The organism is Limnohabitans sp. Rim8 (assembly GCF_945901735.1).
GTDB lineage: Bacteria > Pseudomonadota > Gammaproteobacteria > Burkholderiales > Burkholderiaceae_C > Limnohabitans_A.
On sequence record NZ_CAMDLM010000001.1, the window covers coordinates 128,796 to 152,051 of the forward strand.

A 23,256-nucleotide genomic window follows, 5' to 3' on the forward strand; every position below is an offset into this window, starting at 1 on the left:
CCTGCGCTGCAACCCACGCAAATGATTCAGCCTCGTTTTATCATCGTCACCCATGATCACCCTTTCTAAAACACACCCACGCAAAGCCCTGTTTTTATTGCTGGGCTGGGGCTTCCTGTTCAACGTCCACGCCGGTCGACCTTTGACCGTGGACGATGCCAATGTGAACGACGTGGGTGAAGGCCATGTGGAAGGCTGGTGGACACGCGGCCCGAGCGGCGCGCGAAGCTGGACTGTTGCGCCGGCCTATTCGCCCATCCAAAATGTGGAGCTGGGTGCAGGCATGGCGCGTGATCCCAAAACAAGGCTTGAGACCCAAAATATTCAGGCCAAGTTCCGCCTCACCCCGTCACAAGACAACGGCTGCAATGTGGGCGCTGTGGTAGGCGCTGCCCGCACCACGGGTGAGGCATCCAAAGCCTATGTGAACGCGCTGTTCACCTGCAACCATGCCAAGCTGGGCAGCCTGCACACCAATTTGGGGGCGCTGGATGTTTCCAGCAGCCAACGCGTTGGCGCTTGGGGCTTGGCCTGGGAGCGTGCTTATGGCAATGTCACCGCCCACATGGAGGTTTATGGCCAACAACACGACAAACCCACTTGGGCCACGGGCTTGCGCACCCACATCCTGCCCAAGTTACAGCTCGATGGCAGCGTGGGCCGGCAGGCCGGTCAAAACCTGGTGACGATCGGGACCAAGTGGATGTTCTGAGCTCCGCGCACCCCTCATCCCAAGCCAATGGGTGAAGGCGCTCGCGTGACAATCAGGGTGAAGAGTCTTTCATAGGTCTCTGCAGGCCGGTATTGGCCCGTGAGCGGGTCGGCGTTTTCGGCAAACGCCGCGTCCAGCAGCCGCCAATCTTCTTCAGAAAAGCAGCGTTCGGCTTCGGGCAGGATGACGTTTTCTTCCAGGTTCATGTGCTCCAGATAAGCGTCGATGTATTGGCCCATGGCCTCTTCAAACGCAGCGCGTCTGCCCGGACCCAACAACTCCCAAGCCAGCAGCAGGTGTTGCAGGTCGCGTGCGGCTTTTTCGCTGCGCATGTGGTCGCGTTCGAGCTTGTCCACAGCTCCCATGGTTTTGGGTGCGCGCTTCACGACTTTGGGAAACAGCAGGTTCGACTCTTTGGGGTGGTGCAGCCGCTCTGGAAACTCGTCGATGTAGAACAACATGGCACGCAGCACATTGAAAAATTGACGATGGTCATCGTACGGCCCTTTTTCCACCATGAGCCGCATGGATTGCAGCATGGCGGCCAAACTTGCGTGCTCGTCACGAATGGTCTGAAGGGCGCTGTGGCGGTACATGAAAACTCCCCGGGAAGTGAATCCATTCACTTTGCGCGTTTGTCCCACGCTCCGACATGACACACATCAAGAAAATGCGCCTTCAGGGTTTCCAGCGTTTGAGCAACAAGGCATTGGCCATGACACTGACCGAGCTGAGCGCCATGGCGGCGCCCGCCGTCATGGGGTTAAGGTAACCCAAAGCGGCCAGAGGAATGCCCGCCACGTTGTAGGCGAAGGCCCAAAACAGGTTTTGCCGGATCTTGGCCACCGTGCGGGCCGAGATGTCGAGCGCTGCACCCACCAAAGCCACATCACCGCGCATGAGGGTGATGCCCGCCGCGTGCATGGCCACATCGGTGCCGTTGCCCATGGCCATGCCCACATCGGCGGCGGCCAAAGCGGGCGCATCGTTCACCCCATCGCCCACCATGGCCACCACGTGGCCGTTGGCACGCAATTTTTGCACCTGCGCCGACTTGTCGCCGGGCAACACCTCGGCCAGCACCTCTCCCGCTTCGGGGCGTAGCCCCAAGCGGCGCGCCATGGCTTCGGCGGCGGCTTGGTTGTCGCCCGAAATCATCACCAACTTCAGGCCACGATCGCGCAGCGCAGTCAAAGCTTGCGCCGCGCCCACCTTGGGTTCGTCGCCAAAACCCATGAGCAGCAGGGCGTGCAAACCGGCATCGGTGCGCTCGGCCAAAGCCGACAGGCTGGCGCCTTGTGCCTGCAAGGCGTCGATGTCTGGCTGCCATACGCTAATGTCCACACCCTCATCTTGCAACCAGCGCAAACTGCCCAGCATCAGCTGCCGACCGTCCACATTGGCCAGCACGCCCTTGCCGGGCACCGCCTGCAAGTCATCGGCGATTGGGCCTGCCAGACCCTGCTTTTCAGCCGCGCTCACCACCGCACGCGCCAAGGGGTGTTCACTGCCGCCTTGCACGCGGGCGGCCAAGGCCAACGCCGTTTGCGCATCGTGCCCGGGCGCGGGCACATGGGCCAACAAGCGTGGTTGCCCCACGGTGAGCGTGCCAGTCTTGTCAAAGGCCACGGTTTGCACGCGGTGGGCCAACTCCAGCGCCTGCACGTCTTTGATCAGGATGCCATGCTTGGCCGCCACACCCGTGCCCGCCATGATGGCCACGGGCGTGGCCAGGCCCAGGGCGCAAGGGCAGGCAATGACCAGCACCGCCACGGCGTGGATAAGTGCCGTTTCAAAATTAGCCCCCGCCACCATCCACGCACCCAAGGTGAGCAGGGCCACCAGCAGCACCACGGGCACAAACACTTCGGCCACTTTGTCCACCAGTCGCTGAATCGGCGCTTTGGCCGCTTGCGCGTCTTCCACCAAACGGATGATGTGTGAGAGCACGGTTTCGTGACCCACCGCCGTAACGCGCATGAGCACACGCCCTTCGCCATTGATCGACCCACCGGTGAGTGCTGCACCCGGTGCCTTGGCCACGGGCAGGGGTTCTCCGGTCAGCATGGATTCGTCCACCTGGGTTTGCCCTTCAACCAATTCGCCGTCCAACGGAAAACGCTCGCCGGGCCGCACCACGATCCGGTCACCCACCAGAATTTCGTCCACAGGCACATCGACTTCGCCGTCTTCGCCCAACCAATGGGCTTTGTCCGGGCGTAAGGCGTGCAAAGCGCGAATCGCCTCGGTGGTCTGCTGCTTGGCACGCGTCTCCAACCATTTGCCCAGCATCACCAGCGTGATCACCACGGCCGATCCTTCGAAGTACAGGTGCGGCGCGTGCCCAGCGTTTGCCGTGAGCCACAACCAGACCGACAAGGCCCAACCTGCGGTGGTGCCCAAGGACACCAGCAAATCCATGTTGCCCGTGAACGCCTTTAACGCGTGCCAACCGGCTTTGTAAAAACGTGCGCCCAACACGAACTGCACAGGCGTGGCCAGCGCAAATTGCAGCCAAGCGGGCAGCATCCAGTGCAGCCCCCATAACTCGGCCAACATGGGCAAAACCAAAGGCGTGGTCAGCAGCAGGCCCACACCCACCGGCATGAACCCCGCCCAAGGTGAGCCATGGCCCACATCGGCTTGTGCTTCGGGGGTGCGGGGCTCGTAGCCTGCATCGCGCACAGCGCGGCGCAGGCGTGCGTCGGTCACGTCACCCGATGCCACTTCGATGCGGGCCGATTCGGTGGCGAGGTTGACCGTGGCACTGAGCACACCGGGCATTTTTTTCAGGGCTTTTTCGACCCGCACCACGCACGATGCGCAGGTCATGCCGCCAATGCCGATGTCGTAGGTGATGGGGGGTTCGTTCTTGATCTGCGTCATGGCATGAAGTCCTTGATGGTCTATGCTCAGACCAGACCCCAGCGGGTCGTGTTCAGTTCATTGGAGAGGATGCATCATGAACCAAATTTTCACTGTTGAGGGCATGACCTGTGGCCATTGCGAAAAAGCAGTCACCCGAGCTTTGCTGGCTTTGGATGCACAGGCCAACGTTGTGATCGACCGCACACACAACACAGTGCAAGTGGATTCTGAAAAAAACCGCGAAGCTTTGGCCCAAGCCATTGCCGACGAAGGTTACCGCGTCAGCGCTTAAATTTTTTGTACAACAAAAACAGCTGTTCTTTACAAATCAGCAGCATCCGGGCACAGCCCAGATACATGGGCAGATCACACTGCAGGCATCCCATCAACCAAAGGATGTTTTCATGAAATCGATTCGCACCACCTTGATCGCCACAGCCTTGATGGCCGGCTTAACCGGTTTGGCCTTGGCCCAAAACACCACGGCACCTGCCGACAACACCCGTGTTGGCCGCATGGAAAAAATGCGCGAGCACAAGAGTGAGCACAAAGGCGAGCGCCACACTAAAGATTTGGGCGAACTCAAGTCCAAATTGAACTTGCAAGCGGCTCAAGAACCTGCGTGGAACACATTCACCCAGTCCATGCAGCACCCTGCCCGCATGGCGCGGCCCGAACGTGCTAGCTTGGAAAAAATGACCACGCCCGAGCGCTTGGACATGATGCAAGCCATGAAAGCCCAACGCGACGCGCACATGCAACAACGCGCCGATGCGACTAAGGCTTTTTATGCCACTCTGAACGCTGAACAAAAGCAGGTGTTTGACAAGGAAACCGCCCGCTGGATGAAGGGGTCTGGCATGCACGCCATGAAGCACCAAGGCGGTCACGGTCATCATTGAGCATGATTGATTGAAGAGACAGTGTCATATCCAAAATGTCGGACCTGAAGGTGCCGACCTACGAATTCCCTTCCCTCGTAGGTCGGGCCTTTATGGTCCAACCGCCATCTCTTCGCGAAGCGAATTTTTCAAGAGGCGATGGCGAACGCAAGATGTCGGACCCAAAGGCACCGACCTACAAATTGCCTAGTGTTATTGCTAACGCTACGAAAAATGTTTTGACTACTTGGCTTGAATCCAAAAGGCTGCTTGGCAGCCTTTTGCCATTTGATGCAGGTCAAATTCACAATTCGCCCAGTGGATAAGCTGGATGGCATGACACAAGCTTCCCCTCCCCCCCACCGATCCCCCAACCCGCGACCCGAACACCCCCCGAGGGGGCGCGGTCGTTTGAACTTGCCTGGCGTTTTGCCCATCCATGGCAGGCAACCCTTGCATTGGCTCTATTTGGGATTGAAAGACATCTGCCATTCACCCTGGTTGAGCCTGGCCCACGGCCTGATCATGGCCATGGGTGGTGGGCTGATGACTTGGCTGGCACACGACCGATTCTGGTTACTGACCGGTGCGGTGTCTGGGTTTTTGGTTGTCGCTCCGGTTTTGGCCACCAGCTTGTACGCCATGAGCCGCGCTGTTGAAAGAAACGAAGCTGTGAACCTGCGGCTTTTGTTCAACACCTGGACACAATGGCAAACCCTCCAGAACAACGAACCTGTGAGTTACTGGTGCCTGGTGCGTTTTGGTTTGTTGCTGGGCTTGGCGGGAACAGGTTGGGTGATGACTTCGTCGGCCTTGATCTTTTTGCTGGCCCCAGTGCCTGTCCATACCCCCATGGATTTCATTCACCACGTGGTCCTCAACCCCGACAGCGACTTGTTTGAACTGTGGCTGATGTTGGGTGGCTTTATGGCTGCACCCGTTTTTGCCTCCAGTGTGGTGGCGATGCCTTTGCTGCTGGACCGCCAACTCAACACCTTGCAAGCCGTTCTGACCAGCTGGAAGGTGGTCCTGACCCATCCCATGCCCATGGTGCTGTGGGCGTTTTTGATCATGGGCCTGAGCATGGTGGGCATTTTGAGTTTGTTCATTGGTTTGATCGTGATCGTGCCCATGCTGGGCCACGCCTCCTGGCATGCCTACCGCGATCTGGTAGACACCCGCGATGTGCCCGAACGCATGCCCCGTCTGGAAACAACGTGATGTGGGATTTCACAGAAGCGCAGTTCGCCTGGTTTGGCTTGACCTTTGGCGTGAGCGCTTTCATGCTCTACATGTTGTTCATCGTCTTGCAGCTGGCCTGGGAATCTAAAGCAGGCAAATTTGGCACCTTTGTCATTTTTCTGGGCTTGGCTTTCGGCATGCTGGGTTTTGTGACCAAAGGGGTCATTCAATGGGTGATTGACAACTGAAAAGCAACTCGGGATAAACCTGTGGATAAAAATTTCGCAACCAATGACTTATCCACAGCTTGATCCCGTTTTGAAAAGTTGTTCATTTTGGCGTGACAGCACCAAAGCAAGGTCACGCACATGCTTGAAAAACAGCCAAGTCCTTGTCCGAGTTAAAAAAAACCGCCTTGTCCACAACGCAACCCCGCCCCTACTGCTACGACTATTTAAAGATATAAAACGATAGAGAGATAACAACCAACAAGTGCGCTGTTAAGATTTGTGTCTTTTGCACCCTGACGGCAACATGGCGATCGCTTCAGAAGACCCTTCCAACCCCTGTTACGAGATCAAAAGCGCCGATTTGTCCTCGGTGGCTTTGTTGCTCAAAACCACCGATATCGCAGAGGTTTCAGGGGCTTTGAAGCAACAATTGGCCGAAAGTCCTGGTTTTTTTAACCAAGATCCCGTGGTGATTGACGTCAGTGCTTTGGCCTTGTTGGACAATGAAACCATTGACCTTGCGCGCTTGATGGCTGTTTTGCGCGAACACGCACTGGTGCCTTTGGCCATCAAAGGGGCTCCACCTGCACTTTTATACTTGGCCAAGGGGGCGGGCTTGGTTGACGCATCCGATGCCCGTATTCGGCGTTCTGTCCCCCTTGCTGAGGCACCAACAGCCCAAGCCCCCCCTGTTGAACAGCTTGCACCACAGCCCACACCCGCTGGCGCCATGCGCATTGACAGGCCTCTGCGCTCAGGTCAACAGGTGTATGCCAAAGGGCGCGATCTGATTGTGATGGGCATGGTCAATGCCGGTGCTGAGGTGATTGCCGATGGCCACATCCATGTTTACGGCACTTTGCGTGGCAAAGCCATTGCGGGTGCCAGAGGCGATGGGGATGCCCAAATTTTTGCCATGGTGATGGAGCCCGAACTCATTTCCATCGCCGGGGTCTACCGCACCAGCGAAAATCCATTGTCCAAAGATGTTTTGGGCAAACCCGCACAAGTTTCTTTGCAGTCAGGTCCAGATGGGGACAAACTGCTGATCACTCCTTTGAAAATATAATTTTTTTATTTTGTCCAAGAAAGTTCATCCATGGCAAAAATCGTTGTTGTGACCTCTGGCAAAGGCGGTGTGGGTAAAACCACGACCAGCGCCAGTTTCGCCACAGGCTTGGCCCTCAAAGGTTTCAAGACCGCTGTCATTGACTTTGATGTGGGCCTGCGCAATCTGGACCTGATCATGGGTTGTGAGCGCCGCGTGGTGTATGACCTGATCAACGTGATCCAGGGCGAAGCCAACTTGAACCAAGCCCTCATCAAAGACAAACAATGTGACAACTTGTTTGTGTTGGCGGCCTCTCAAACCCGTGACAAAGATGCCTTGTCTCAAGAAGGCGTTGAAAAGGTTTTGAACGACCTGAGTGGCATGGGTTTCGAGTACATCGTGTGCGACTCACCTGCAGGAATTGAGACTGGTGCCTTGATGGCCATGCATTTTGCTGACGAGGCCTTGGTGGTGACCAATCCCGAGGTGTCTTCGGTACGCGATTCAGACCGCATTTTGGGCATGTTGGGGAGTAAAACCAAACGCGCCATTGAAGGCGCTGACCCCATCAAAGAACATTTGCTGATCACTCGCTACAACCCCAACCGGGTCGAAGAGGGGCAGATGCTGTCGCTGCAAGATATCCAGGACATCTTGCGCATCAAGTTGTTGGGCGTGATTCCCGAAAGCGAAAACGTGTTGCAAGCCTCCAACCAAGGCACACCCGCGATCCATATGGCCAACAGCGATGTGTCTGAGGCTTACAAAGACGTGATCGATCGTTTTTTGGGCGAAGACAAGCCTATGCGTTTCACCGAAGCTGAAAAACCCGGTTTTTTCAAACGTTTGTTTGGAGGCAAGTGAACCATGTCGTTTCTTTCCTTCCTCTTGGGCGAAAAGAAGAAAACTGCCAGTGTGGCCAAAGAGCGCCTGCAAATCATCCTGGCACACGAGCGCAGTGGCCGCAATGCAGCCGAGCCCGATTACCTGCCTGATTTGCAGCGTGAACTGGTGGCGGTGATCAGCAAGTACATCAAGATCAACCCCAACGACATCAAAGTCAATTTGGAGCGTCAGGACAACCTTGAAGTGCTGGAAGTCAAAATCGAATTGCCCGATTCACGTTAAGCTTTTTTTGCCGTCTTTTGAGACATTATTCGCATGTCTCCGATGCGGTGTCTTCAGATGCCATGGCCCCTTGATTGGGGCCATGGTTTTTTTATGGCTGGTCTAAAGACACCCACAAGGAACGTGCTGCGCGGATATTGCGTTCTTTGACGTGTCCGTAGCCTTTGATGTTTTCTGGCACTTGGGCCACTTTGACCGCATGTGCATGGGTTTGTTCTGACAGCTGCGTCAAGTGGCGCTCGATGTGCGCCATGTACTCGCGAATCAGGGCACGCTCTGTCTGACGTTCTTCGGTTTTGCCAAAGAAGTCCAGTTTGGTGCCGCGCAAACCCTTGAGTTTGGCCAGTACCTTGAACCCCGTGAGCATGATGGGGCCGAACTTTCTTTTGACCAATTCACCTTGGCTGTTGCGCTTGGACCAAAGCGGCGGGGCCAAGTGGTAGTGCACTTTGAAGTCGCCCTCAAAACTGTTTTGAATGCGTTCCATGAATCCCGTTTGCGTGTGCAAACGGGCCACTTCGTATTCGTCTTTGTAGGCCATCAAACGGTACAGTTGACGCGCTACGGTTTCGCTCAACAGTGTTTTACCCAAAGGCGCTTCGGTGGTTTGCACGCGGCCCACGATGCTTTGGTAAAGCTGGGCATAAGCCGCGTCTTGGTAATCGGTCAATCGGGCCATGCGGTCGGCGATGAGGTCGTTCAAAGACTCGCGCTTTTTGAACTGGATCACTTGCACGGGCTGCAAGGTTTTCATCAACGCGTCGAGTTGGTGCGCCGCGTGACGGCCCCACTCGAAAGCGGCCAAGTTGTTTTTGACCTGCACATCGTTGAGCTCAATGGCCCGCACCAAAGACTCGCGATGCAAGGGCACCCAGCCTTTTTGCCAAGCGTAGCCCAGCAGCATGGGGTTCACATAAATGGTGTCGCCCATGAGTTGTTTGGCCAGGGTATCGGCATCAAAAGCGCCAACGCCCGACACGCCAACTTGCGCCGAAATTTCGGCCACACATTGATCAGCTGGGTTTTGCCAATTGCCATTTTTCACAAAAGCAGCGGTGGGTGTGCTGTTGCTGTTCAGGGCCACATGGGTGCGGCCTGCACGCATGCGTACCGTGGTTTCTTTGGAAGCACTGACGATGGGGTCGCAGCCGATGATCAGGTCGGCAGCGGCCATGCTGACGCGAGTGGTGCGGATTTCGTCTTGGGTGTTAGCAACCAAAATGTGGCTCCAAGTGGCTCCGCCTTTTTGGGCCAGACCGGCGGAGTCTTGTGTGACGATGCCTTTGCCCTCCATGTGCGCGGCCATACCGAGCAGCTGGCCAATGGTGATGACGCCTGTGCCCCCAACACCGGCCACGACCATGCCCCAGGGTTGGTTGATGAGGGGCAGTTCGGGCTCGGGCAACGCACCCAACGTGGCAGGGTTTGGGGCTGAGCTGGTGGACGTGGCTTTCTTTTTGAAGGTGCCGCCCTCCACCGTGACAAAGCTCGGGCAAAAGCCCTTGAGGCAACTGGTGTCCTTGTTGCAGGTGCTTTGGTTGATGGCGCGTTTGCGTCCCAAAGGGGTTTCAAGTGGTTCGACCGACAAGCAGTTGGACTGCACGCTGCAATCGCCGCAGCCTTCGCAGACTTCTTCGTTGATCATCACGCGCACAGCCGGGTCGACCAGGGTGCCTCGCTTGCGGCGGCGGCGTTTTTCGGTGGCGCAGGTCTGGTCGTAAATGATGACGGATGTGCCTTTGATTTCTCGCATTTCACGTTGAATGCGGTCGAGCTCGTCGCGGTGGAATACACGCACGCCTTCGACCAAAGCCACGCCCTCGTATTTCTCGGGTTCGTCCGTCACGACCACGATGCGTTGCGCACCTTCGGCCTTCATGCTCATGGCGATCTGCACCACGCTGTGGCCTTCAGACCGTTCGCCCACGGGTTGGCCGCCTGTCATGGCGACGGCGTCGTTGTACAAAATCTTGTAGGTGATGTTCACACCCGAAGCCACGCTCTGGCGCACGGCCAAAATGCCGCTGTGAAAATAAGTGCCATCGCCGATGTTGGCAAAAATATGCTGGTCAGTGCAAAAGGGCTGTTGGCCGCTCCAGGGCACGCCTTCGCCACCCATTTGGGTGAAGCCCGTGGTGCTGCGGTCCATCCAGAGGCTCATGAAATGGCAACCAATCCCGGCCATGGCGCGTGAGCCTTCGGGCACCTTGGTGGAGGTGTTGTGTGGACAGCCTGAGCAGAACCAGGGGGTGCGTTCGGCAGCCGCACCCAAGGTCAGCGTTTGCAAGGATTTTTCTTTGGCGTCCAACACGGCCAGGTGCGCGTCGAGGCGGGCGGTGGTGTCGGCATCCACGCCCAGCTTTTTCAACCGCTTGGCAATGGCCCGTGCAATCAACGCGGGTGTCAGGTCGGCATTGGCCCGCAGCAAGGTGCGCTGTGTCGGATTGGGTGTCGACCATTCGCCGCCCGAGGTGTCGCCATCGGCTTCGTCGAATTTGCCCACGATGGTGGGGCGCACATCGTCGCGCCAGTTGTACAGCTCTTCCTTGAGTTGGTATTCGATGACTTGGCGTTTTTCTTCGACCACCAAAATCTCGCGCAGACCAGTGGCAAATTCGCGGGTGGTGTGCGCTTCGAGCGGCCAGACCACGCCCACTTTGTGCACCCGTATGCCCAGGCGTTGGCAGGTGGCGTCATCCAGTCCCAGATCGAGCAGGGCCTGGCGCGTGTCGTTGAAGGCCTTGCCGCTGGCGATCAGGCCAAAGCGATCGTTGGGGCCCTGGATGACGTTGTGGTTGAGCTTGTTGGCGCGGATGTAGGCCAGTGCGGCGTACCACTTGTAGTCAAACAAACGAGCCTCTTGTTCCAGCGCAGTATCGGGCCAGCGGATGTGCACGCCGCCGGGCGGCATCACAAATTCTGGCAAGACGATCTGCACGCGCTCGGGGTCGATGTGGGCCGTCGCACTGGACTCGACGATCTCTTGAATCGTCTTCATGCCCGACCAGATGCCGGCAAAGCGGCTGAGCGCGAGGGCGTGCAGGCCTTGGTCGAGGATGTCTTGTACGCTGGCCGGGAAAAACACGGGCAGGCCGCAGGCCTTGAAGATGTGGTCGCTTTGGTGCGCGGCGGTGGAACTTTTGGCCACATGGTCATCGCCCGCTACCGCCAGCACGCCGCCCCAAGGCGTGGTGCCGGCCATGTTGGCGTGTTTGAACACGTCTGAGCAGCGGTCCACGCCGGGGCCTTTGCCGTACCAGATGCCGAACACGCCATCAAATTTGTTGGTGCCCGGCGGTGCAAAACCCAGTTGCTGCGTGCCCCACAACGCGGTGGCGGCCAGCTCTTCGTTCACGCCGGGTTGGAACACGATGTGCTGAGCTTTCAGGTGGTCTTTGGCCTTCCACAGTGACTGGTCGTAGCTGCCCAGTGGCGAGCCCCGGTAACCGCTGATGAAGCCCGCCGTGTTTTTGCCTTGCAGTGCGTCGCGCTGGCGCTGCAGCATGGGCAGTTTGACCAAGGCCTGCACACCGCTCATGAAGGCGCGACCCACATCCAAGCTGTATTTGTCGTCCAGCGTCACGGTCTCCAGCGCTTGGCGAATCGATTCGGGCAAAGGGGCGTTCATGGTCTGTCCTGCGACTGATATGGAAAGCACAGTGTAGAGCGGGCTTGCCGACAAGTGCTTGCTTTCGGCGACAGGATTTGCCCTATGATTTGAAAGGATCTTGCGCAAAGAGGCTTATTTTGGAAACACTGGACAAATTTGATTGGGCGATATTGAATGAACTGCAAACCAATGGCCGCCTGACCAATGCCGAACTTGCGCAGCGCGTGGGCTTGTCTGCTGCGCCGTGCTGGCGACGGGTGCGGGCGCTCGAAGAGTCTGGGGTCATCCAAGGCTACCGCGCCGAGATCGACCGGCAGAAGGTGGGCTTGGATGTGTTGGCCTTTGTGCGGCTGGACGCGGAGCGCAACCGGGGCGATGTGACGCGTCAATTGGAAGATGCGATCCTCAAAATCCCCGAAGTGGTGTCTTGCCATTACATCAGCGGCACCGGCACCTTTGAGTTGCAGGTGGTCAGCAAGGACCTGAACACCTTCAGCCAGTTTGCGCGGGATGTGTTGCTCAATCTCCCCAATGTGAAAGACCTGCACACCAGTTTTTCACTGGGCGAGGTCAAGGCCGCGGGGGCCTTGCCTTTGCAGGGGTACAAAGGATGATCAGGGGTACAAACCCCGCAATTCCCGCGCTTGCAAGATGCGCGTGCAAGCCACAATGAAAGTGGCCGTGCGCAGACTCACCTGGTTTTCGTCAGCGACCTGCCAGATGGCCGCAAAAGCTTCGCGCATGATGCGCACCAGGCGGGCGTTGATGTCGTCTTCGCTCCAAAAGAAGCTTGAGAAATCCTGCACCCATTCGAAGTAACTCACCGTCACACCGCCAGCGTTGGCGATCACATCGGGCACGACCAGAATGCCCCGCTCGTGCAGGATGTCGTCTGCCTCGGGTGTGGTGGGGCCGTTGGCCCCTTCGATCACCATGCGGGCCCGAATTTGATGGGCGTTTTCTGCGGTGATTTGTTGCTCCAGCGCGGCCGGGATCAGGATGTCGCAATCCACGCCCCAGAACTGCTCATCGGGCAGGACCTCTGCATTTTCAAAACCCTGGACGCTGCCATGCTCGTCGACATGTTTCAGAAGGTTGGGCACATCGAGTCCAGATGCGTTGTAAACCGTGCCGCCATGGTCTTGCACCGCGACCACTGTGGCTCCGGCTTGGGCCAACAGCTTGGCTGCGATACCGCCCACATTGCCAAAGCCTTGCACGGCGATTTTGGCTTTTGTGATGTCCAGTCCGATGTGCTGAGCGGCTTCTTGGCCCACGGTGTAAACGCCACGCCCGGTGGCTTCACGTCGGCCCAATGAGCCGCCCAGAGCAATCGGCTTGCCGGTGACTACGCCTGAGGCCGTGGCGCCTTCGTTCATCGAGTAGGTGTCCATCATCCAAGCCATGATTTGCTCGTTGGTGTTCACGTCTGGGGCCGGGATGTCTTTGGTGGGGCCAATGATGATGCCGATCTCGCTGGTGTAGCGGCGTGTCAGGCGTTCCAGCTCGCCGCGAGACAAGGTTTTGGGGTCGACGCGAATGCCGCCTTTGGCTCCGCCAAAAGGCAGGTTGACGGCGGCGTTTTTGACCGACATCCATGCCGACAGCGCCATGACTTCCGACAGCGTCACACCCTGGTGAAAGCGCACGCCGCCTTTGCCAGGTCCACGGCTCGTGTTGTGTTGCACGCGGTAGCCCTCAAAGTGGGCCATGGTGCCGTTGTCCAACTCAATGGGCACGTCCACGATCAGGGCACGCTTGGGGCGTTTGAGGGTTTCAACCCAGCGCGACAAGCTGCCCAGATAGGGCGTGACCCGGTCGACTTGCTGAAGATAAATGCCCCAGGGGCCGTGATGCTCGGGATTCAGGTAAGAGGGCAGAGCGTGCTGGCTTGTGGCCTTGGCGCTTGCGGCAGGGATGGACATGTGATGTTGCCTTTCTTGAAACTGACGGTTTGTCAGCGGTCCAAATGGTAGGAGGACACGGCTTTGCTGTCCAAGGCCGCTTGGCTGTTGATCCATGCATTTGGCGCATAACATGGTCTGTGAGGCGCAGATTCATCCATGTCGCTTTACGAAACGATGGTCGTCGGACCCCAAAGGCCCGACCGACGAGGGATTGGTCTTTGTTGGTCGTGCCTTTAGGTCCGACAGGTGGGGTGGTTGACCCTACCTGTAAAATCAGCAACTTCAGCCGACCCCGTGGCAGGGTGGCTCCATGGCGCTGGTGGCGTTCATTTATGGGCCTCGATGCGAGGCAGACCAACATGCTTTACCCTCAAGAATTCGATGTGATCGTGGTCGGTGGCGGCCATGCCGGAACCGAAGCCGCCTTGGCCTCGGCCCGCATGGGCTGCAAAACCTTGCTTTTGACGCACAACATCGAGACGATGGGCCAGATGAGTTGCAACCCGTCGATTGGCGGTATTGGCAAAGGCCATTTGGTCAAAGAGGTGGACGCGATGGGCGGTGCCATGGCGCTGGCCACCGACGAAGGCGGTATCCAGTTCCGCATCCTCAACAGCTCCAAAGGCCCGGCCGTGCGCGCCACCCGCGCCCAGGCCGACCGGATTTTGTACAAAGCCGCCATCCGCCGCATGCTCGAAAACCAGCCCAACTTGTGGCTGTTCCAGCAAGCCGTAGACGACCTGATGGTGGAAGGTGACCGGGTGGTGGGGGCTGTCACGCAGGTGGGCATCCGCTTCCGTTCGCGCACGGTGGTGTTGACCGCCGGCACGTTTTTGGATGGCAAGATCCATGTGGGTTTGCAAAACTATGCGGCGGGTCGTGCGGGCGATCCCCCGGCCGTCAGCCTGTCGGCGCGCCTGAAAGAACTGAAGCTACCACAAGGGCGTTTGAAGACCGGCACGCCCCCGCGCCTGGATGGCCGCACCATCGACTTTGCCAAGTGCGCCGAGCAACCTGGCGATGGTGTGCCTGGTGGCATGAACCCCGAGGGGGGAGTGCCGGTGTTCAGCTTCATGGGTCAGGCCGACATGCACCCGCAGCAAATGCCGTGCTGGATCACGCACACCAACGAGCGCACGCACGAGATCATCCGCTCCGGCTTTGACCGCAGCCCCATGTTCACCGGCAAGATCGAGGGCGTGGGCCCGCGCTATTGCCCGAGTGTGGAAGACAAGGTCAACCGCTTTGCAGACAAAGACAGCCACCAGATTTTTCTGGAACCCGAAGGCCTGACCACCCATGAGTACTACCCCAATGGTATCTCGACCAGTTTGCCGTTTGACATCCAGTACGAGCTGGTGCGCTCGATGAAGGGGCTGGAGAATTGCCACATTCTTCGGCCCGGCTACGCCATCGAATACGACTTTTTTGACCCCCGCTCACTGAAGAACAGCTTCGAGACGCGGCAGATCAACGGTTTGTTTTTTGCGGGGCAGATCAACGGCACCACAGGTTACGAAGAAGCTGCTGCTCAGGGTTTGTTTGCCGGCATCAACGCGGCGCTTCAATGCCGGGGCGAAGCCGCCTGGTTGCCCGCGCGCGACCAAGCTTACTTGGGTGTGTTGGTGGACGACTTGGTCACACAAGGCGTGACCGAGCCTTACCGCATGTTCACCAGCCGGGCTGAGTTCCGCCTGCAGCTGCGCGAAGACAATGCCGACGCGCGCTTGACCGAAGTGGGGCGACAAATGGGCTTGGTCGATGACGCCCGCTGGGACGCGTTCAGCCGCAAGCGCGATGCTGTTTCACGTGAAACAGAGCGCCTGAAATCGGTTTGGGTGAACCCGCGCAACTTGCCGGCCGCCGAGTCAGAGCGGGTGTTGGGCAAGGCCATTGAGCACGAGCACAACTTGTTCGATTTGTTGCGGCGACCCAATGTGACCTACCCTGCCCTCATGACTTTGGACAATGGCCGCATGGCCAGCGCCGATGTTTCACGTGAAACGCTGGGTGACTTGAGCGCCCCGGTGATCGAGCAGGTAGAGATTGCAGCCAAGTACTCGGGTTATATTGACCGCCAAAAGGGCGAGGTGGAGCGGGCTGCTTTTTACGAACACCTGCGTTTGCCCGAAGCCCTTGACTACCTGCAGGTCTCGGCCTTGTCGATCGAAGCCCGGCAAAAGCTGGCCAAACACCGGCCTGAAACTTTGGGTCAAGCCTCGCGCATTTCGGGCATCACGCCTGCCAGCGTGTCTCTGCTGTTGATCCACTTGAAAAAGGGTGGTTTCAAGGGCTTCATGCAAACCGCCGATGATCGCGCTGAGGTGGGCGCGCAGGCATGAGCTTGAACCTGGAGGCGGGCCTGCGATCGGGTGCCCAAGCACTGGATCTGAGCTTGTCAGAAGAGCAGGTTCAGCGGCTGCTGGACTACTTGGTCTTGATCCAGAAATGGAACAAGGTCTACAACCTGACCGCCTTGCGCGACCCGGCGGACATGCTGACCCACCACCTGCTGGACAGCCTGACGGCCGTTCTTCCGTTGACCCGGCACACCCAAGGCCAGTCTGCCAAGGTGCTGGATGTGGGCTCAGGCGGCGGCTTGCCAGGCGTGGTGCTGGCCATTTGCATGCCCGAGCTGCAGGTGACCTGTGTCGACACCGTAGCCAAAAAAGCCGCCTTTGTGCAACAAGTGGCGGTGAGCTTGAAGCTGCCCAACTTGCGCGGTTTGCATGCTCGGGTTGAATCCCTCACCGATCCTTACCAAGTCATTTGCTCCCGCGCTTTTGCTTCATTGCCCGATTTTGTGACCTGGACCCGTTCGGCCCTGGCCGAGGGCGGGGTGTGGATGGCCATGAAGGGCAAACACCCGCAGGGCGAAATCGACGCATTGCCTGACGATTTAAAAGTGTTTCACGTGGAACTCTTGACCGTGCCAGGCCTGGATGTGGAGCGTTGCATGGTGTGGATGAGGTTAGTCCAGCCGGTCTAATCCTGAACCCAGAAGGAGAGACTGTGTCGTGCTTGCCGCTCAAAAAGCCGTCAAGCCAGGGAAATACAGCAGGGGTCGTGTGCGATGGATGGCTTGTTTCACGTGAAACATGGATGGACAGCGCCTGTTGTACTGGGGGTCGATCACTTACACTCAGGTCCATAACCGCTTTTTGGGCGGTATCCAATATTTGGCGTGCTTGTGTTTGGTGGGGTGCAGTCTCAAGATGGTGATGGCCAAATACGGCCTGCTTCAAACTCTGCCTTGTTTTTGAAAGGTTTGCATGTTCTTTGGCATCTCCGACTATGGCGCTTTTGTGGCCGCGATTGTGTTGTTTCTGGCCATTCCCGGACCCGGCAACCTGGCCCTTATCACGTCCACCAGCAAAGGGGGGGTGGCAGGCGGACTCATGGCCACGTTGGGGGTGATCGCTGGGGACCAGGTGCTCATGTGGTTGGCGGTGGCGGGTGTGGCCGCGGTGTTGACCACCTACCCCGCGGCATTTGCGGCCATCCAGTGGCTGGGCGCTGTGTACCTGGCTTGGTTGGGTTGGAAGCTGTTGTCGGCCAAACCGGGTGATGCGCCGGTCCTGAACATCCGGCCCCGACAGTATTTCCAGCAGGCCTTGGCCATCACCTTGCTCAACCCCAAGGCGATTGTTTTTTACATGGCGTTCTTCCCCTTGTTCGTAGACCCCAAAACCCACATGGGCTTGATCAGCTTTGGCATCATGGCGGCCACGATTGCGGGGTTGACCTTTTTGTATGGTTTGGGCATGACCTTGCTCACGCACCACCTGGCCGAGCGCATGCGGGCCAACCCTAGGGTGGGTCAAGTGCTGGAAAAGGTGGCGGGTGTTTTTCTCATTGGCTTTGGCATCAAGCTGGCCATTTCCAAATAAAACCGGGAGCACATCATGGCCAAAATTTTCTGCATCGCCAACCAAAAGGGTGGGGTGGGCAAAACCACCACCACGGTCAACCTGGCTGCAGGCTTGGCCAAAGCCGGGCAGCGCGTGTTGCTGGTCGACTTGGACCCGCAAGGCAACGCCACCATGGGCTCCGGCATCGACAAGCGGCAGCTGGAATTGAGCGTTTACGACGTGCTGCTGGAGTCGGCTTCGATTGCCGAAGCGGTCGTCAAGGCCGAAAAGTGTGGTTACGACGTGCTCAGCGCCAACCGCGAGCTGGCGGGTGCCGAAGTGGAATTGGTGCAACTGGAGCACCGTGACCAGCGGTTGAAAACCGCCTTGGCCGCTGTGGATGGAGATTACGATTTCGTGCTGATCGACTGCCCACCGTCTTTGTCCATGCTCACCCTCAATGGCTTGTGCTCGGCCCATGGCGTGATTGTGCCCATGCAGTGTGAATACTTTGCCTTGGAGGGCTTGACGGATCTGGTCAACACCATCAAACAGGTGCACGCCAACCTGAACAAGGACTTGAAAATCATCGGCCTGTTGCGGGTCATGTTCGATCCACGCGTCACATTGCAGATGCAGGTCAGCGACCAGCTCAAGGCCCACTTTGGCGACAAGGTGTTTGACACCGTGATTCCGCGCAACGTGCGCTTGGCCGAGGCACCCAGTTATGGCTTGCCGGGCGTGGTGTTTGACCCGTCGGCCAAGGGCAGCCAAGCCTATGTGGAGTTTGCCTGCGAAATGGTCAAACGTGCCCCTACGCTTTGAGCCAAGAGACCCTTCGCGCCATGACCGATTTGACCCATGACACCGGCGCAGGCTCAGGCCCAAGCGCGAAAGGGGTCGCGGTCAGCGTTTTGATCTTGCCCGGCTGGCAAGGCAGCGGACCTGGTCATTGGCAAATGCACTGGGCGCGTGTTCATGGGTACACCGTGGTCGAGCAGAACGACTGGTTGCACCCCCTGCGCGGTGACTGGCTGGCCCGGTTGGACGAGGTGGTCATCGATGCACCCGGTTCGGTGGTGTTGGTGGCGCACAGTTTGGGGTGCATTCTGGCGGCGGCCTGGGCTTCGTTTTCACGCCACACCGCCCGCGTACGAGGGGCCCTTCTGGTGGCGCCCGGCGACGTGGAAGCGCCAGAGATGCGCGACCGCTTTTCCGGCTGGACGCCCATCGTGCGCCAGCCCTTGCCTTTCAAAAGCATTTTGGTGGGCAGCCAAGACGACCCCTATTGCCGCGCAGACCGTGCCCAGGACCTGGCGCACGACTGGGGCGCTCAATGGCTCGACCTGGGGCTGGCCGGGCACATCAACGCCGATTCATCTTTAGGTGCCTGGCCTCAAGGCCATGCGCTCTTGCAAACCCTCTTGAAGGAATGACCATGGTCACCAAAAAACCGAAAGGCCTTGGCCGCGGACTCGAAGCCCTGTTGGGCCCCAAAGTGGAAGACGCGCCGGTTGTGGCCAACAGCGGCCAGCCCAGTCAGCTCAAGCTGGACCAGATGGTGCCCGGCATGTACCAGCCGCGCACCCGCATGGACGAGGGTGCCCTGTACGAGCTGGCCGAGTCGATCAAGGCGCAGGGCATCATGCAGCCGATCCTGGTGCGTCAACTCACCAATGGCCCCAACGCCGGCAAGTACGAGATCATTGCTGGCGAGCGGCGTTTCAGGGCCTCTCGTTTGGCGGGTTTGGATGCTGTTCCCGTTTTGGTGCGCGATGTGCCCAACGAGGCGGCTGCCGCGATGGCCCTCATCGAGAACATTCAGCGTGAAGACCTCAATCCGCTGGAAGAAGCCCAAGGTTTGCAAAGGCTGATCAAAGAGTTTGGGCTCACTCACGAAACTGCCGCGAAGGCGGTAGGCCGCTCGCGCAGTGCAGCCAGCAATTTGCTGCGTTTGCTCAATCTGGCCGACCCGGTGCAGACCATGCTCATGGCGGGTGACCTGGACATGGGCCACGCCCGCGCCCTGTTGCCCCTGGACAAAGCGGCACAAATCACGGCGGCCAATCAAATTGCGGCCAAAAAACTGTCGGTACGCGAGGCGGAAAGTCTGGCCAAAAAACTGGGTGCCGAATTCAATTTGGTCACGCAAAAGCCCAAGAAGGAGAAGTCTCGCGACGTGCGCCGGGTCGAAGAGGAGCTGTCAGACTTGTTGATGGCCCAGGTCGAGGTGCGCGTCAAAAAACGCGTCAAGCGCATGGGCAAAATGGAAGAAATGGGTGAGTTGAGCATCCAGTTTGGTTCGCTCGACGAACTCAATGGGCTGATCGACAAACTGCGAGGATGAGCGTGCGTTGAAACAGGCTCAAAATTGGTCCCAGACCGTGTGGCGAAGTCTGTTTCGCCCCGATGGGTTTCCGCGTCAGGGCGTGACTCTGCAGCAGGCGACGGGGGCCTTCTTCGTACTCGTGCAGATTGGTTCTGCCTGCGATCAGGGCACCGGCTTGCAACAGAGCGTCCACGACCGCCGCGTTGCGCTTGGGCTTGGTGGCCAGCAAGGCCCATGTACCGCCACTGGTGGGCAGATCCGTGGTGTCGATGTTGTCTTTGATCGCTATGGGAATGCCTGCCAAAGTCTTGTGGTACTTAGGGCGCACCTGATCCAGCGCTTTGGCTTGCGCGATCAATCGCTCAGGATCGCGGCGGATCCAGGCATTCAGAGTGCTCAGTCGATCGGTTTGCGCAAGCAAGGCCTGGACGTACTCTAGGTGTCCGAGTTGTCGCGTGCGCAGCGCTGCGGCTGCTTCTATCAGCGTGAGTTCGAGGGGGACCATGGGGCATCAAGCATCAAAAACATCTGACTCTAGGGTGCGTTTGAAAACGTGAACACCCCCATCAATGACGGTGTGAAAAAATCCATCGTGTGCAGGCCTATACCGTGCTCGCCGTTGCGGGTGGCCATTTGACACATTGGGCACCTGTCTATTTCTCACCGACCCTGGAACCAACGCCGGCACTGTTCGCCTGTCGATCCCAGCAGCGGCTTCGGCGGGCCCGTTCAAACGGCATACCGCGCAGTGCCATACTTCACCGATGCCCGTCTTGCTGCAGAACCCTGCGCCTGGCGGTGAGGCGCACGAGGACCAAAAATCCGCGTGCTTGGTACTGGGCTTCTGTGAGAAAACACCCATGCTGAAAAAATGGCTGAGTGATGCGTCGCTGTCCACGGTCGTTGCCGGCTTTGTGGCCGTGCTGGTGGGGTTCACCAGTTCGGCGGTCATTGTTTTTGCGGCTGCACAGGCCCTGGGTGCCAACGAAGCGCAAACCGCTTCCTGGATGTGGGCGCTGGGTTTGGGCATGGGCGGCACCAGTTTGGTGTTGAGTCTTTGGTACCGCCAACCGGTGTTGACGGCTTGGTCAACGCCCGGTGCGGCGGTGCTGGCGGTGACGCAGGGCGTGACCCTGCCGGAAGCCACGGGGGCCTTCATTGTGAGCGCTTTGCTCATCATGGGGGCGGGTTACAGCGGTCTGTTTGAGCGGTGGATGGCACGCATTCCCTTGGCTTTGGCCAGCGCCTTGTTGGCGGGGGTTCTGGCCCGCTTTGCTATGGATGCGGTGGGGGCTGTCGGTGATGCCCCGATCTTGGTGCTCACCATGGCGGGCGCGTACCTCTTGGGGCGTCGCCTCTTTCCCCGATGGGCTGTGCCTGGTGTGCTGGCCGTTGGCGTGGCGGTGGCGGCCTTGCAGGGCCAATTGAATGCGGCTCAGATTGTTTGGGCATGGGCCACGCCGGTGTGGGTGACGCCTGAGTGGCGTTGGGGTGCCATGGTCAGTGTTGCCTTGCCGCTTTTCATCGTGACCATGGCATCGCAAAACTTGCCCGGCGTGGCAGCGCAGCGCAGCGCGGGTTACAACACGCCGATTTCGCCCGTGATCGGGGCCACCGGATGCGTGACCTTGTTGTTGGCCCCGTTTGGCGGGTATGCGCTCAATTTGGCCGCCATCACAGCGGCCATTTGCATGGGCCGTGAAGCGCATGCCGATCCCGCGCGCCGTTACACGGCCTCGGCGGCGGCCGGACTTTTTTACATTCTTTTGGGCTTGGCCGGCGCCTCGATTGTCAGTTTGCTGGCCGCCTTCCCCAAGGCGCTGGTGTTGGCCGTTGCCGGATTGGCTTTGGTCAGCACCATCGCGTCAAGCCTGTTCACGGCCATGCAAGACGAGCGCCACCGTGATGCGGCTTTGCTGACTTTTCTGGTGACCCTTTCGGGCCTGAGCATTGCCGGGGTAGGGGCAGCTTTTTGGGGCCTGCTGGTGGGAATCGTGGCACTGTGGGCCTTGACTGCGCGCAAAGCCTGAAGCGGCTCGCTGCGCGCAAAGGTCCGTGAAATGCCCGAGGGCCTCACATCGAAAAAATCTTCCCCGGGTTCATGATGTTGTGCGGGTCCAGTGCCCGCTTGATGGTGCGCATCATGTCAACGGCGCCTTCACCGGTTTCGGTGCGCAAAAAACCCATCTTGTGCAGGCCGATGCCATGCTCGCCGGTGCAGGTGCCGCCCAAGCGCAGCGCCCTGTTGACCAGTTGCTGGTTCAGCGCTTCGGCGGTTTCGCACTCTTGCGGGTTGTTGGGGTCGATCAAATAGCCGAAGTGGAAGTTGCCGTCGCCCACATGGCCGACCAAAAAGTAAGGAATGCCGCTGGCATCGGTTTCGGTGATGGAGTCGAGCAGGCAATCGGCCAGGCGGCTGATGGGCACGCAGGTGTCGGTGCTGATGGCGCGGCAGCCGGGTTTGCTCTGGATGGCCGCAAAGTAGGCGTTGTGACGCGCCGTCCACAGGCGGGTGCGCTCTTCTGGGGTGGTCGCCCATTCAAAAGAATTGCCGCCAAACTCGCTGGCGATCTCTTGCACCGTCTCGGCTTGCTCTTTCACGCCTGCGGGTGAGCCGTGAAACTCCATCAATAACATGGGCTCTTCGCGCAAGCCCAGCTTGGCGTAGGCATTGACCATGCGCACGCTGTTGTGGTCCAGCAACTCTACCCGTGCGATCGGCACGCCCAGCTGGATGGTCTGGATCACGGTGCGCACTGCTGCTTCGATGCTGGGGAAGGAGCAAATGGCGGCCGAGATGGCCTCGGGCAAAGGGTACAAGCGCACGGTGACCTCGGTGATCACGCCCAGCGTGCCTTCGCTGCCCACCATCAGGCGCGTCAGGTCATAACCCGCGCTCGACTTCTTGGCGCGGGTGCCGGTGCGGATGACTTCGCCCGCTGCGGTGACCACTTCCATGGCCAGCACGTTTTCGCGCATGGTGCCGTAGCGCACGGCGTTGGTGCCGCTGGCGCGGGTGGCGCTCATGCCGCCAAGGGTGGCGTCGGCACCCGGGTCGATCGGGAAGAACAGGCCGGTGGATTTGATCTCTTCGTTCAGTTGCTTGCGCGTCACGCCCGGCTGCACGGTCACCGTGAGGTCTTCGGCGTTGATGGCCAGCACCTTGTTCATGCGCATCAGGTCGATGCTGATGCCGCCTTGCACCGCCAACAAATGGCCTTCGAGCGAAGAGCCCACACCAAACGGAATGACGGGTACTTTGAATTCGGCGCACAGCTTGACCGCGTCGGCCACGTCTTGTGTGCTCTCGGCAAACACCACCGCAGCCGGTGGCGGCACATGGGTGAAGGCCGATTCGTCGCGTCCGTGTTGTTCGCGCACGATCATGGCCGTAGAGCAGTTGCCGCCAAAGCGGGCCTTCAGGGCGGCCAAAAAGGCTTCGGGCACGGCGCGTTGCGTAATTTCGGGGGCCAGGTGGGCGGCGGGGGTGGGGGCGTTCATGGGGTG

At 58.9% G+C, this 23,256-nt stretch carries 22 protein-coding genes; 16 read left to right on the plus strand and 6 right to left on the minus strand.

The annotated features are described in order from the left end of the window. The first annotated feature begins 52 nt into the window (after nt 1-52). On the plus strand, nt 53-712 hold the full coding sequence (locus Q0O99_RS00670; protein ID WP_293747486.1) for a hypothetical protein: 660 nt from the start codon (nt 53-55) through the stop codon (nt 710-712). Nucleotides 713-726: 14 nt separating this feature from the next. Here Q0O99_RS00670 and Q0O99_RS00675 read toward each other — a convergent pair whose 3' ends face one another. Together Q0O99_RS00675 and Q0O99_RS00680 are read right to left on the minus strand one after the other, a co-directional pair. Continuing rightward, a complete protein-coding gene (locus Q0O99_RS00675; RefSeq protein WP_293747488.1) occupies nt 727-1,308 on the minus strand; it encodes a hemerythrin domain-containing protein in 582 nt (193 codons plus the stop codon). A gap of 82 nt (nt 1,309-1,390) precedes the next feature. Further along, on the minus strand, nt 1,391-3,598 hold the full coding sequence (locus tag Q0O99_RS00680) for a cation-translocating P-type ATPase (protein ID WP_293747490.1): 2,208 nt from the start codon (nt 3,596-3,598) through the stop codon (nt 1,391-1,393). Between the two features lie 76 nt (nt 3,599-3,674). On the opposite strand from Q0O99_RS00680, the gene Q0O99_RS00685 reads away from it, so the two are divergent. The 7 genes from Q0O99_RS00685 to minE all read left to right on the plus strand — a co-directional run bounded on the left by Q0O99_RS00685 (nt 3,675) and on the right by minE (nt 8,052). Beyond that, entirely contained in the window at nt 3,675-3,872 is a 198-nt protein-coding gene (locus Q0O99_RS00685; RefSeq protein WP_293747492.1) for a heavy-metal-associated domain-containing protein, read from the plus strand. 112 nt (nt 3,873-3,984) lie between these two features. Further along, the gene (locus tag Q0O99_RS00690) at nt 3,985-4,482 is read left to right on the plus strand and encodes a Spy/CpxP family protein refolding chaperone (RefSeq protein WP_293747494.1); all 498 of its coding nucleotides are present in this window, start codon (nt 3,985-3,987) and stop codon (nt 4,480-4,482) included. Between the two features lie 315 nt (nt 4,483-4,797). Further along, nucleotides 4,798-5,682: a DUF2189 domain-containing protein gene (locus Q0O99_RS00695; RefSeq protein WP_293747496.1), complete on the plus strand. Its 885-nt coding sequence runs from the start codon at nt 4,798-4,800 to the stop codon at nt 5,680-5,682. Further along, nucleotides 5,682-5,891, plus strand: a complete 210-nt coding sequence (locus Q0O99_RS00700; RefSeq protein ID WP_293747498.1) for a DUF2788 domain-containing protein — start codon at nt 5,682-5,684, stop codon at nt 5,889-5,891. Before Q0O99_RS00695 ends, Q0O99_RS00700 begins: the two co-directional genes overlap by 1 nt. A 286-nt stretch (nt 5,892-6,177) precedes the next feature. After that, nucleotides 6,178-6,942 carry a septum site-determining protein MinC gene (minC, locus tag Q0O99_RS00705; RefSeq protein ID WP_293747500.1) on the plus strand — a complete coding sequence of 255 codons (765 nt, stop codon included), beginning with the start codon at nt 6,178-6,180 and terminating at the stop codon, nt 6,940-6,942. A gap of 30 nt (nt 6,943-6,972) precedes the next feature. Next, nucleotides 6,973-7,788 (plus strand): septum site-determining protein MinD, encoded by an 816-nt coding sequence (gene minD / locus Q0O99_RS00710; RefSeq protein WP_293747502.1) that lies wholly within the window; start codon nt 6,973-6,975, stop codon nt 7,786-7,788. Between the two features lie 3 nt (nt 7,789-7,791). After that, entirely contained in the window at nt 7,792-8,052 is a 261-nt protein-coding gene (minE, locus tag Q0O99_RS00715) for a cell division topological specificity factor MinE (protein WP_293747504.1), read from the plus strand. A 91-nt stretch (nt 8,053-8,143) separates the two neighbouring features. Here the strand turns inward: minE and Q0O99_RS00720 are convergent, their stop codons facing one another. After that, complete coding sequence (locus tag Q0O99_RS00720) at nt 8,144-11,680, minus strand: indolepyruvate ferredoxin oxidoreductase family protein (protein ID WP_293747506.1); 3,537 nt, start codon at nt 11,678-11,680, stop codon at nt 8,144-8,146. 119 nt (nt 11,681-11,799) lie between these two features. On the opposite strand from Q0O99_RS00720, the gene Q0O99_RS00725 reads away from it, so the two are divergent. Then, on the plus strand, nt 11,800-12,276 hold the full coding sequence (locus tag Q0O99_RS00725) for an Lrp/AsnC family transcriptional regulator (protein ID WP_293747508.1): 477 nt from the start codon (nt 11,800-11,802) through the stop codon (nt 12,274-12,276). On the opposite strand, the gene Q0O99_RS00730 is transcribed toward Q0O99_RS00725, so the two are convergent. Further along, nucleotides 12,277-13,587 (minus strand): Glu/Leu/Phe/Val dehydrogenase, encoded by a 1,311-nt coding sequence (locus Q0O99_RS00730; protein WP_293747510.1) that lies wholly within the window; start codon nt 13,585-13,587, stop codon nt 12,277-12,279. It abuts the gene before it with no gap. Nucleotides 13,588-13,928: 341 nt separating this feature from the next. On the opposite strand from Q0O99_RS00730, the gene mnmG reads away from it, so the two are divergent. The 6 genes from mnmG to Q0O99_RS00760 all read left to right on the plus strand — a co-directional run bounded on the left by mnmG (nt 13,929) and on the right by Q0O99_RS00760 (nt 19,767). Next, the gene (gene mnmG / locus Q0O99_RS00735; RefSeq protein WP_293747512.1) at nt 13,929-15,911 is read left to right on the plus strand and encodes a tRNA uridine-5-carboxymethylaminomethyl(34) synthesis enzyme MnmG; all 1,983 of its coding nucleotides are present in this window, start codon (nt 13,929-13,931) and stop codon (nt 15,909-15,911) included. After that, the gene (gene rsmG, locus Q0O99_RS00740; protein WP_293747514.1) at nt 15,908-16,558 is read left to right on the plus strand and encodes a 16S rRNA (guanine(527)-N(7))-methyltransferase RsmG; all 651 of its coding nucleotides are present in this window, start codon (nt 15,908-15,910) and stop codon (nt 16,556-16,558) included. Before mnmG ends, rsmG begins: the two co-directional genes overlap by 4 nt. A 283-nt stretch (nt 16,559-16,841) precedes the next feature. Next, entirely contained in the window at nt 16,842-17,459 is a 618-nt protein-coding gene (locus tag Q0O99_RS00745; protein ID WP_293747516.1) for a LysE family transporter, read from the plus strand. Nucleotides 17,460-17,474: 15 nt separating this feature from the next. Further along, on the plus strand, nt 17,475-18,245 hold the full coding sequence (locus Q0O99_RS00750) for an AAA family ATPase (RefSeq protein ID WP_293747518.1): 771 nt from the start codon (nt 17,475-17,477) through the stop codon (nt 18,243-18,245). Nucleotides 18,246-18,265: 20 nt separating this feature from the next. Then, entirely contained in the window at nt 18,266-18,856 is a 591-nt protein-coding gene (locus Q0O99_RS00755; RefSeq protein ID WP_293747520.1) for an alpha/beta hydrolase, read from the plus strand. 2 nt (nt 18,857-18,858) lie between these two features. Next, nucleotides 18,859-19,767, plus strand: a complete 909-nt coding sequence (locus Q0O99_RS00760; RefSeq protein WP_293747522.1) for a ParB/RepB/Spo0J family partition protein — start codon at nt 18,859-18,861, stop codon at nt 19,765-19,767. Here the strand turns inward: Q0O99_RS00760 and Q0O99_RS00765 are convergent. Then, nucleotides 19,736-20,254, minus strand: coding sequence for an amidase family protein (locus Q0O99_RS00765; RefSeq protein ID WP_293747524.1), 519 nt, complete (start codon nt 20,252-20,254; stop codon nt 19,736-19,738). The genes Q0O99_RS00760 and Q0O99_RS00765 overlap by 32 nt on opposite strands. A gap of 355 nt (nt 20,255-20,609) precedes the next feature. Here Q0O99_RS00765 and Q0O99_RS00770 point away from each other — a divergent pair, with 355 nt between their 5' ends. Next, nucleotides 20,610-21,779: a benzoate/H(+) symporter BenE family transporter gene (locus tag Q0O99_RS00770; RefSeq protein WP_293747526.1), complete on the plus strand. Its 1,170-nt coding sequence runs from the start codon at nt 20,610-20,612 to the stop codon at nt 21,777-21,779. Between the two features lie 43 nt (nt 21,780-21,822). On the opposite strand, the gene Q0O99_RS00775 is transcribed toward Q0O99_RS00770, so the two are convergent. Continuing rightward, nucleotides 21,823-23,250 (minus strand): FAD-linked oxidase C-terminal domain-containing protein, encoded by a 1,428-nt coding sequence (locus tag Q0O99_RS00775; RefSeq protein ID WP_293747528.1) that lies wholly within the window; start codon nt 23,248-23,250, stop codon nt 21,823-21,825. Nucleotides 23,251-23,256 lie beyond the last annotated feature (6 nt).

Bases quoted from the DNA above. Each gene is read 5' to 3' on its own strand.
- minE (WP_293747504.1), top strand. From the start codon at position 7,792: ATGTCGTTTCTTTCCTTCCTCTTGGGCGAAAAGAAGAAAACTGCCAGT.
- Q0O99_RS00770 (WP_293747526.1), top strand. From the start codon at position 20,610: ATGCTGAAAAAATGGCTGAGTGATGCGTCGCTGTCCACGGTCGTTGCC.
- Q0O99_RS00685 (WP_293747492.1), top strand. From the start codon at position 3,675: ATGAACCAAATTTTCACTGTTGAGGGCATGACCTGTGGCCATTGCGAA.
- Q0O99_RS00690 (WP_293747494.1), top strand. From the start codon at position 3,985: ATGAAATCGATTCGCACCACCTTGATCGCCACAGCCTTGATGGCCGGC.
- Q0O99_RS00760 (WP_293747522.1), top strand. From the start codon at position 18,859: ATGGTCACCAAAAAACCGAAAGGCCTTGGCCGCGGACTCGAAGCCCTG.
- Q0O99_RS00765 (WP_293747524.1), bottom strand. From the start codon at position 20,254: ATGGTCCCCCTCGAACTCACGCTGATAGAAGCAGCCGCAGCGCTGCGC.
- mnmG (WP_293747512.1), top strand. From the start codon at position 13,929: ATGCTTTACCCTCAAGAATTCGATGTGATCGTGGTCGGTGGCGGCCAT.
- rsmG (WP_293747514.1), top strand. From the start codon at position 15,908: ATGAGCTTGAACCTGGAGGCGGGCCTGCGATCGGGTGCCCAAGCACTG.
- Q0O99_RS00700 (WP_293747498.1), top strand. From the start codon at position 5,682: ATGTGGGATTTCACAGAAGCGCAGTTCGCCTGGTTTGGCTTGACCTTT.
- minD (WP_293747502.1), top strand. From the start codon at position 6,973: ATGGCAAAAATCGTTGTTGTGACCTCTGGCAAAGGCGGTGTGGGTAAA.
- Q0O99_RS00745 (WP_293747516.1), top strand. From the start codon at position 16,842: ATGTTCTTTGGCATCTCCGACTATGGCGCTTTTGTGGCCGCGATTGTG.
- Q0O99_RS00695 (WP_293747496.1), top strand. From the start codon at position 4,798: ATGACACAAGCTTCCCCTCCCCCCCACCGATCCCCCAACCCGCGACCC.
- Q0O99_RS00750 (WP_293747518.1), top strand. From the start codon at position 17,475: ATGGCCAAAATTTTCTGCATCGCCAACCAAAAGGGTGGGGTGGGCAAA.
- Q0O99_RS00675 (WP_293747488.1), bottom strand. From the start codon at position 1,308: ATGTACCGCCACAGCGCCCTTCAGACCATTCGTGACGAGCACGCAAGT.
- Q0O99_RS00755 (WP_293747520.1), top strand. From the start codon at position 18,266: ATGACCGATTTGACCCATGACACCGGCGCAGGCTCAGGCCCAAGCGCG.
- Q0O99_RS00680 (WP_293747490.1), bottom strand. From the start codon at position 3,598: ATGACGCAGATCAAGAACGAACCCCCCATCACCTACGACATCGGCATT.
- Q0O99_RS00720 (WP_293747506.1), bottom strand. From the start codon at position 11,680: ATGAACGCCCCTTTGCCCGAATCGATTCGCCAAGCGCTGGAGACCGTG.
- Q0O99_RS00730 (WP_293747510.1), bottom strand. From the start codon at position 13,587: ATGTCCATCCCTGCCGCAAGCGCCAAGGCCACAAGCCAGCACGCTCTG.
- Q0O99_RS00775 (WP_293747528.1), bottom strand. From the start codon at position 23,250: ATGAACGCCCCCACCCCCGCCGCCCACCTGGCCCCCGAAATTACGCAA.
- minC (WP_293747500.1), top strand. From the start codon at position 6,178: ATGGCGATCGCTTCAGAAGACCCTTCCAACCCCTGTTACGAGATCAAA.
- Q0O99_RS00670 (WP_293747486.1), top strand. From the start codon at position 53: ATGATCACCCTTTCTAAAACACACCCACGCAAAGCCCTGTTTTTATTG.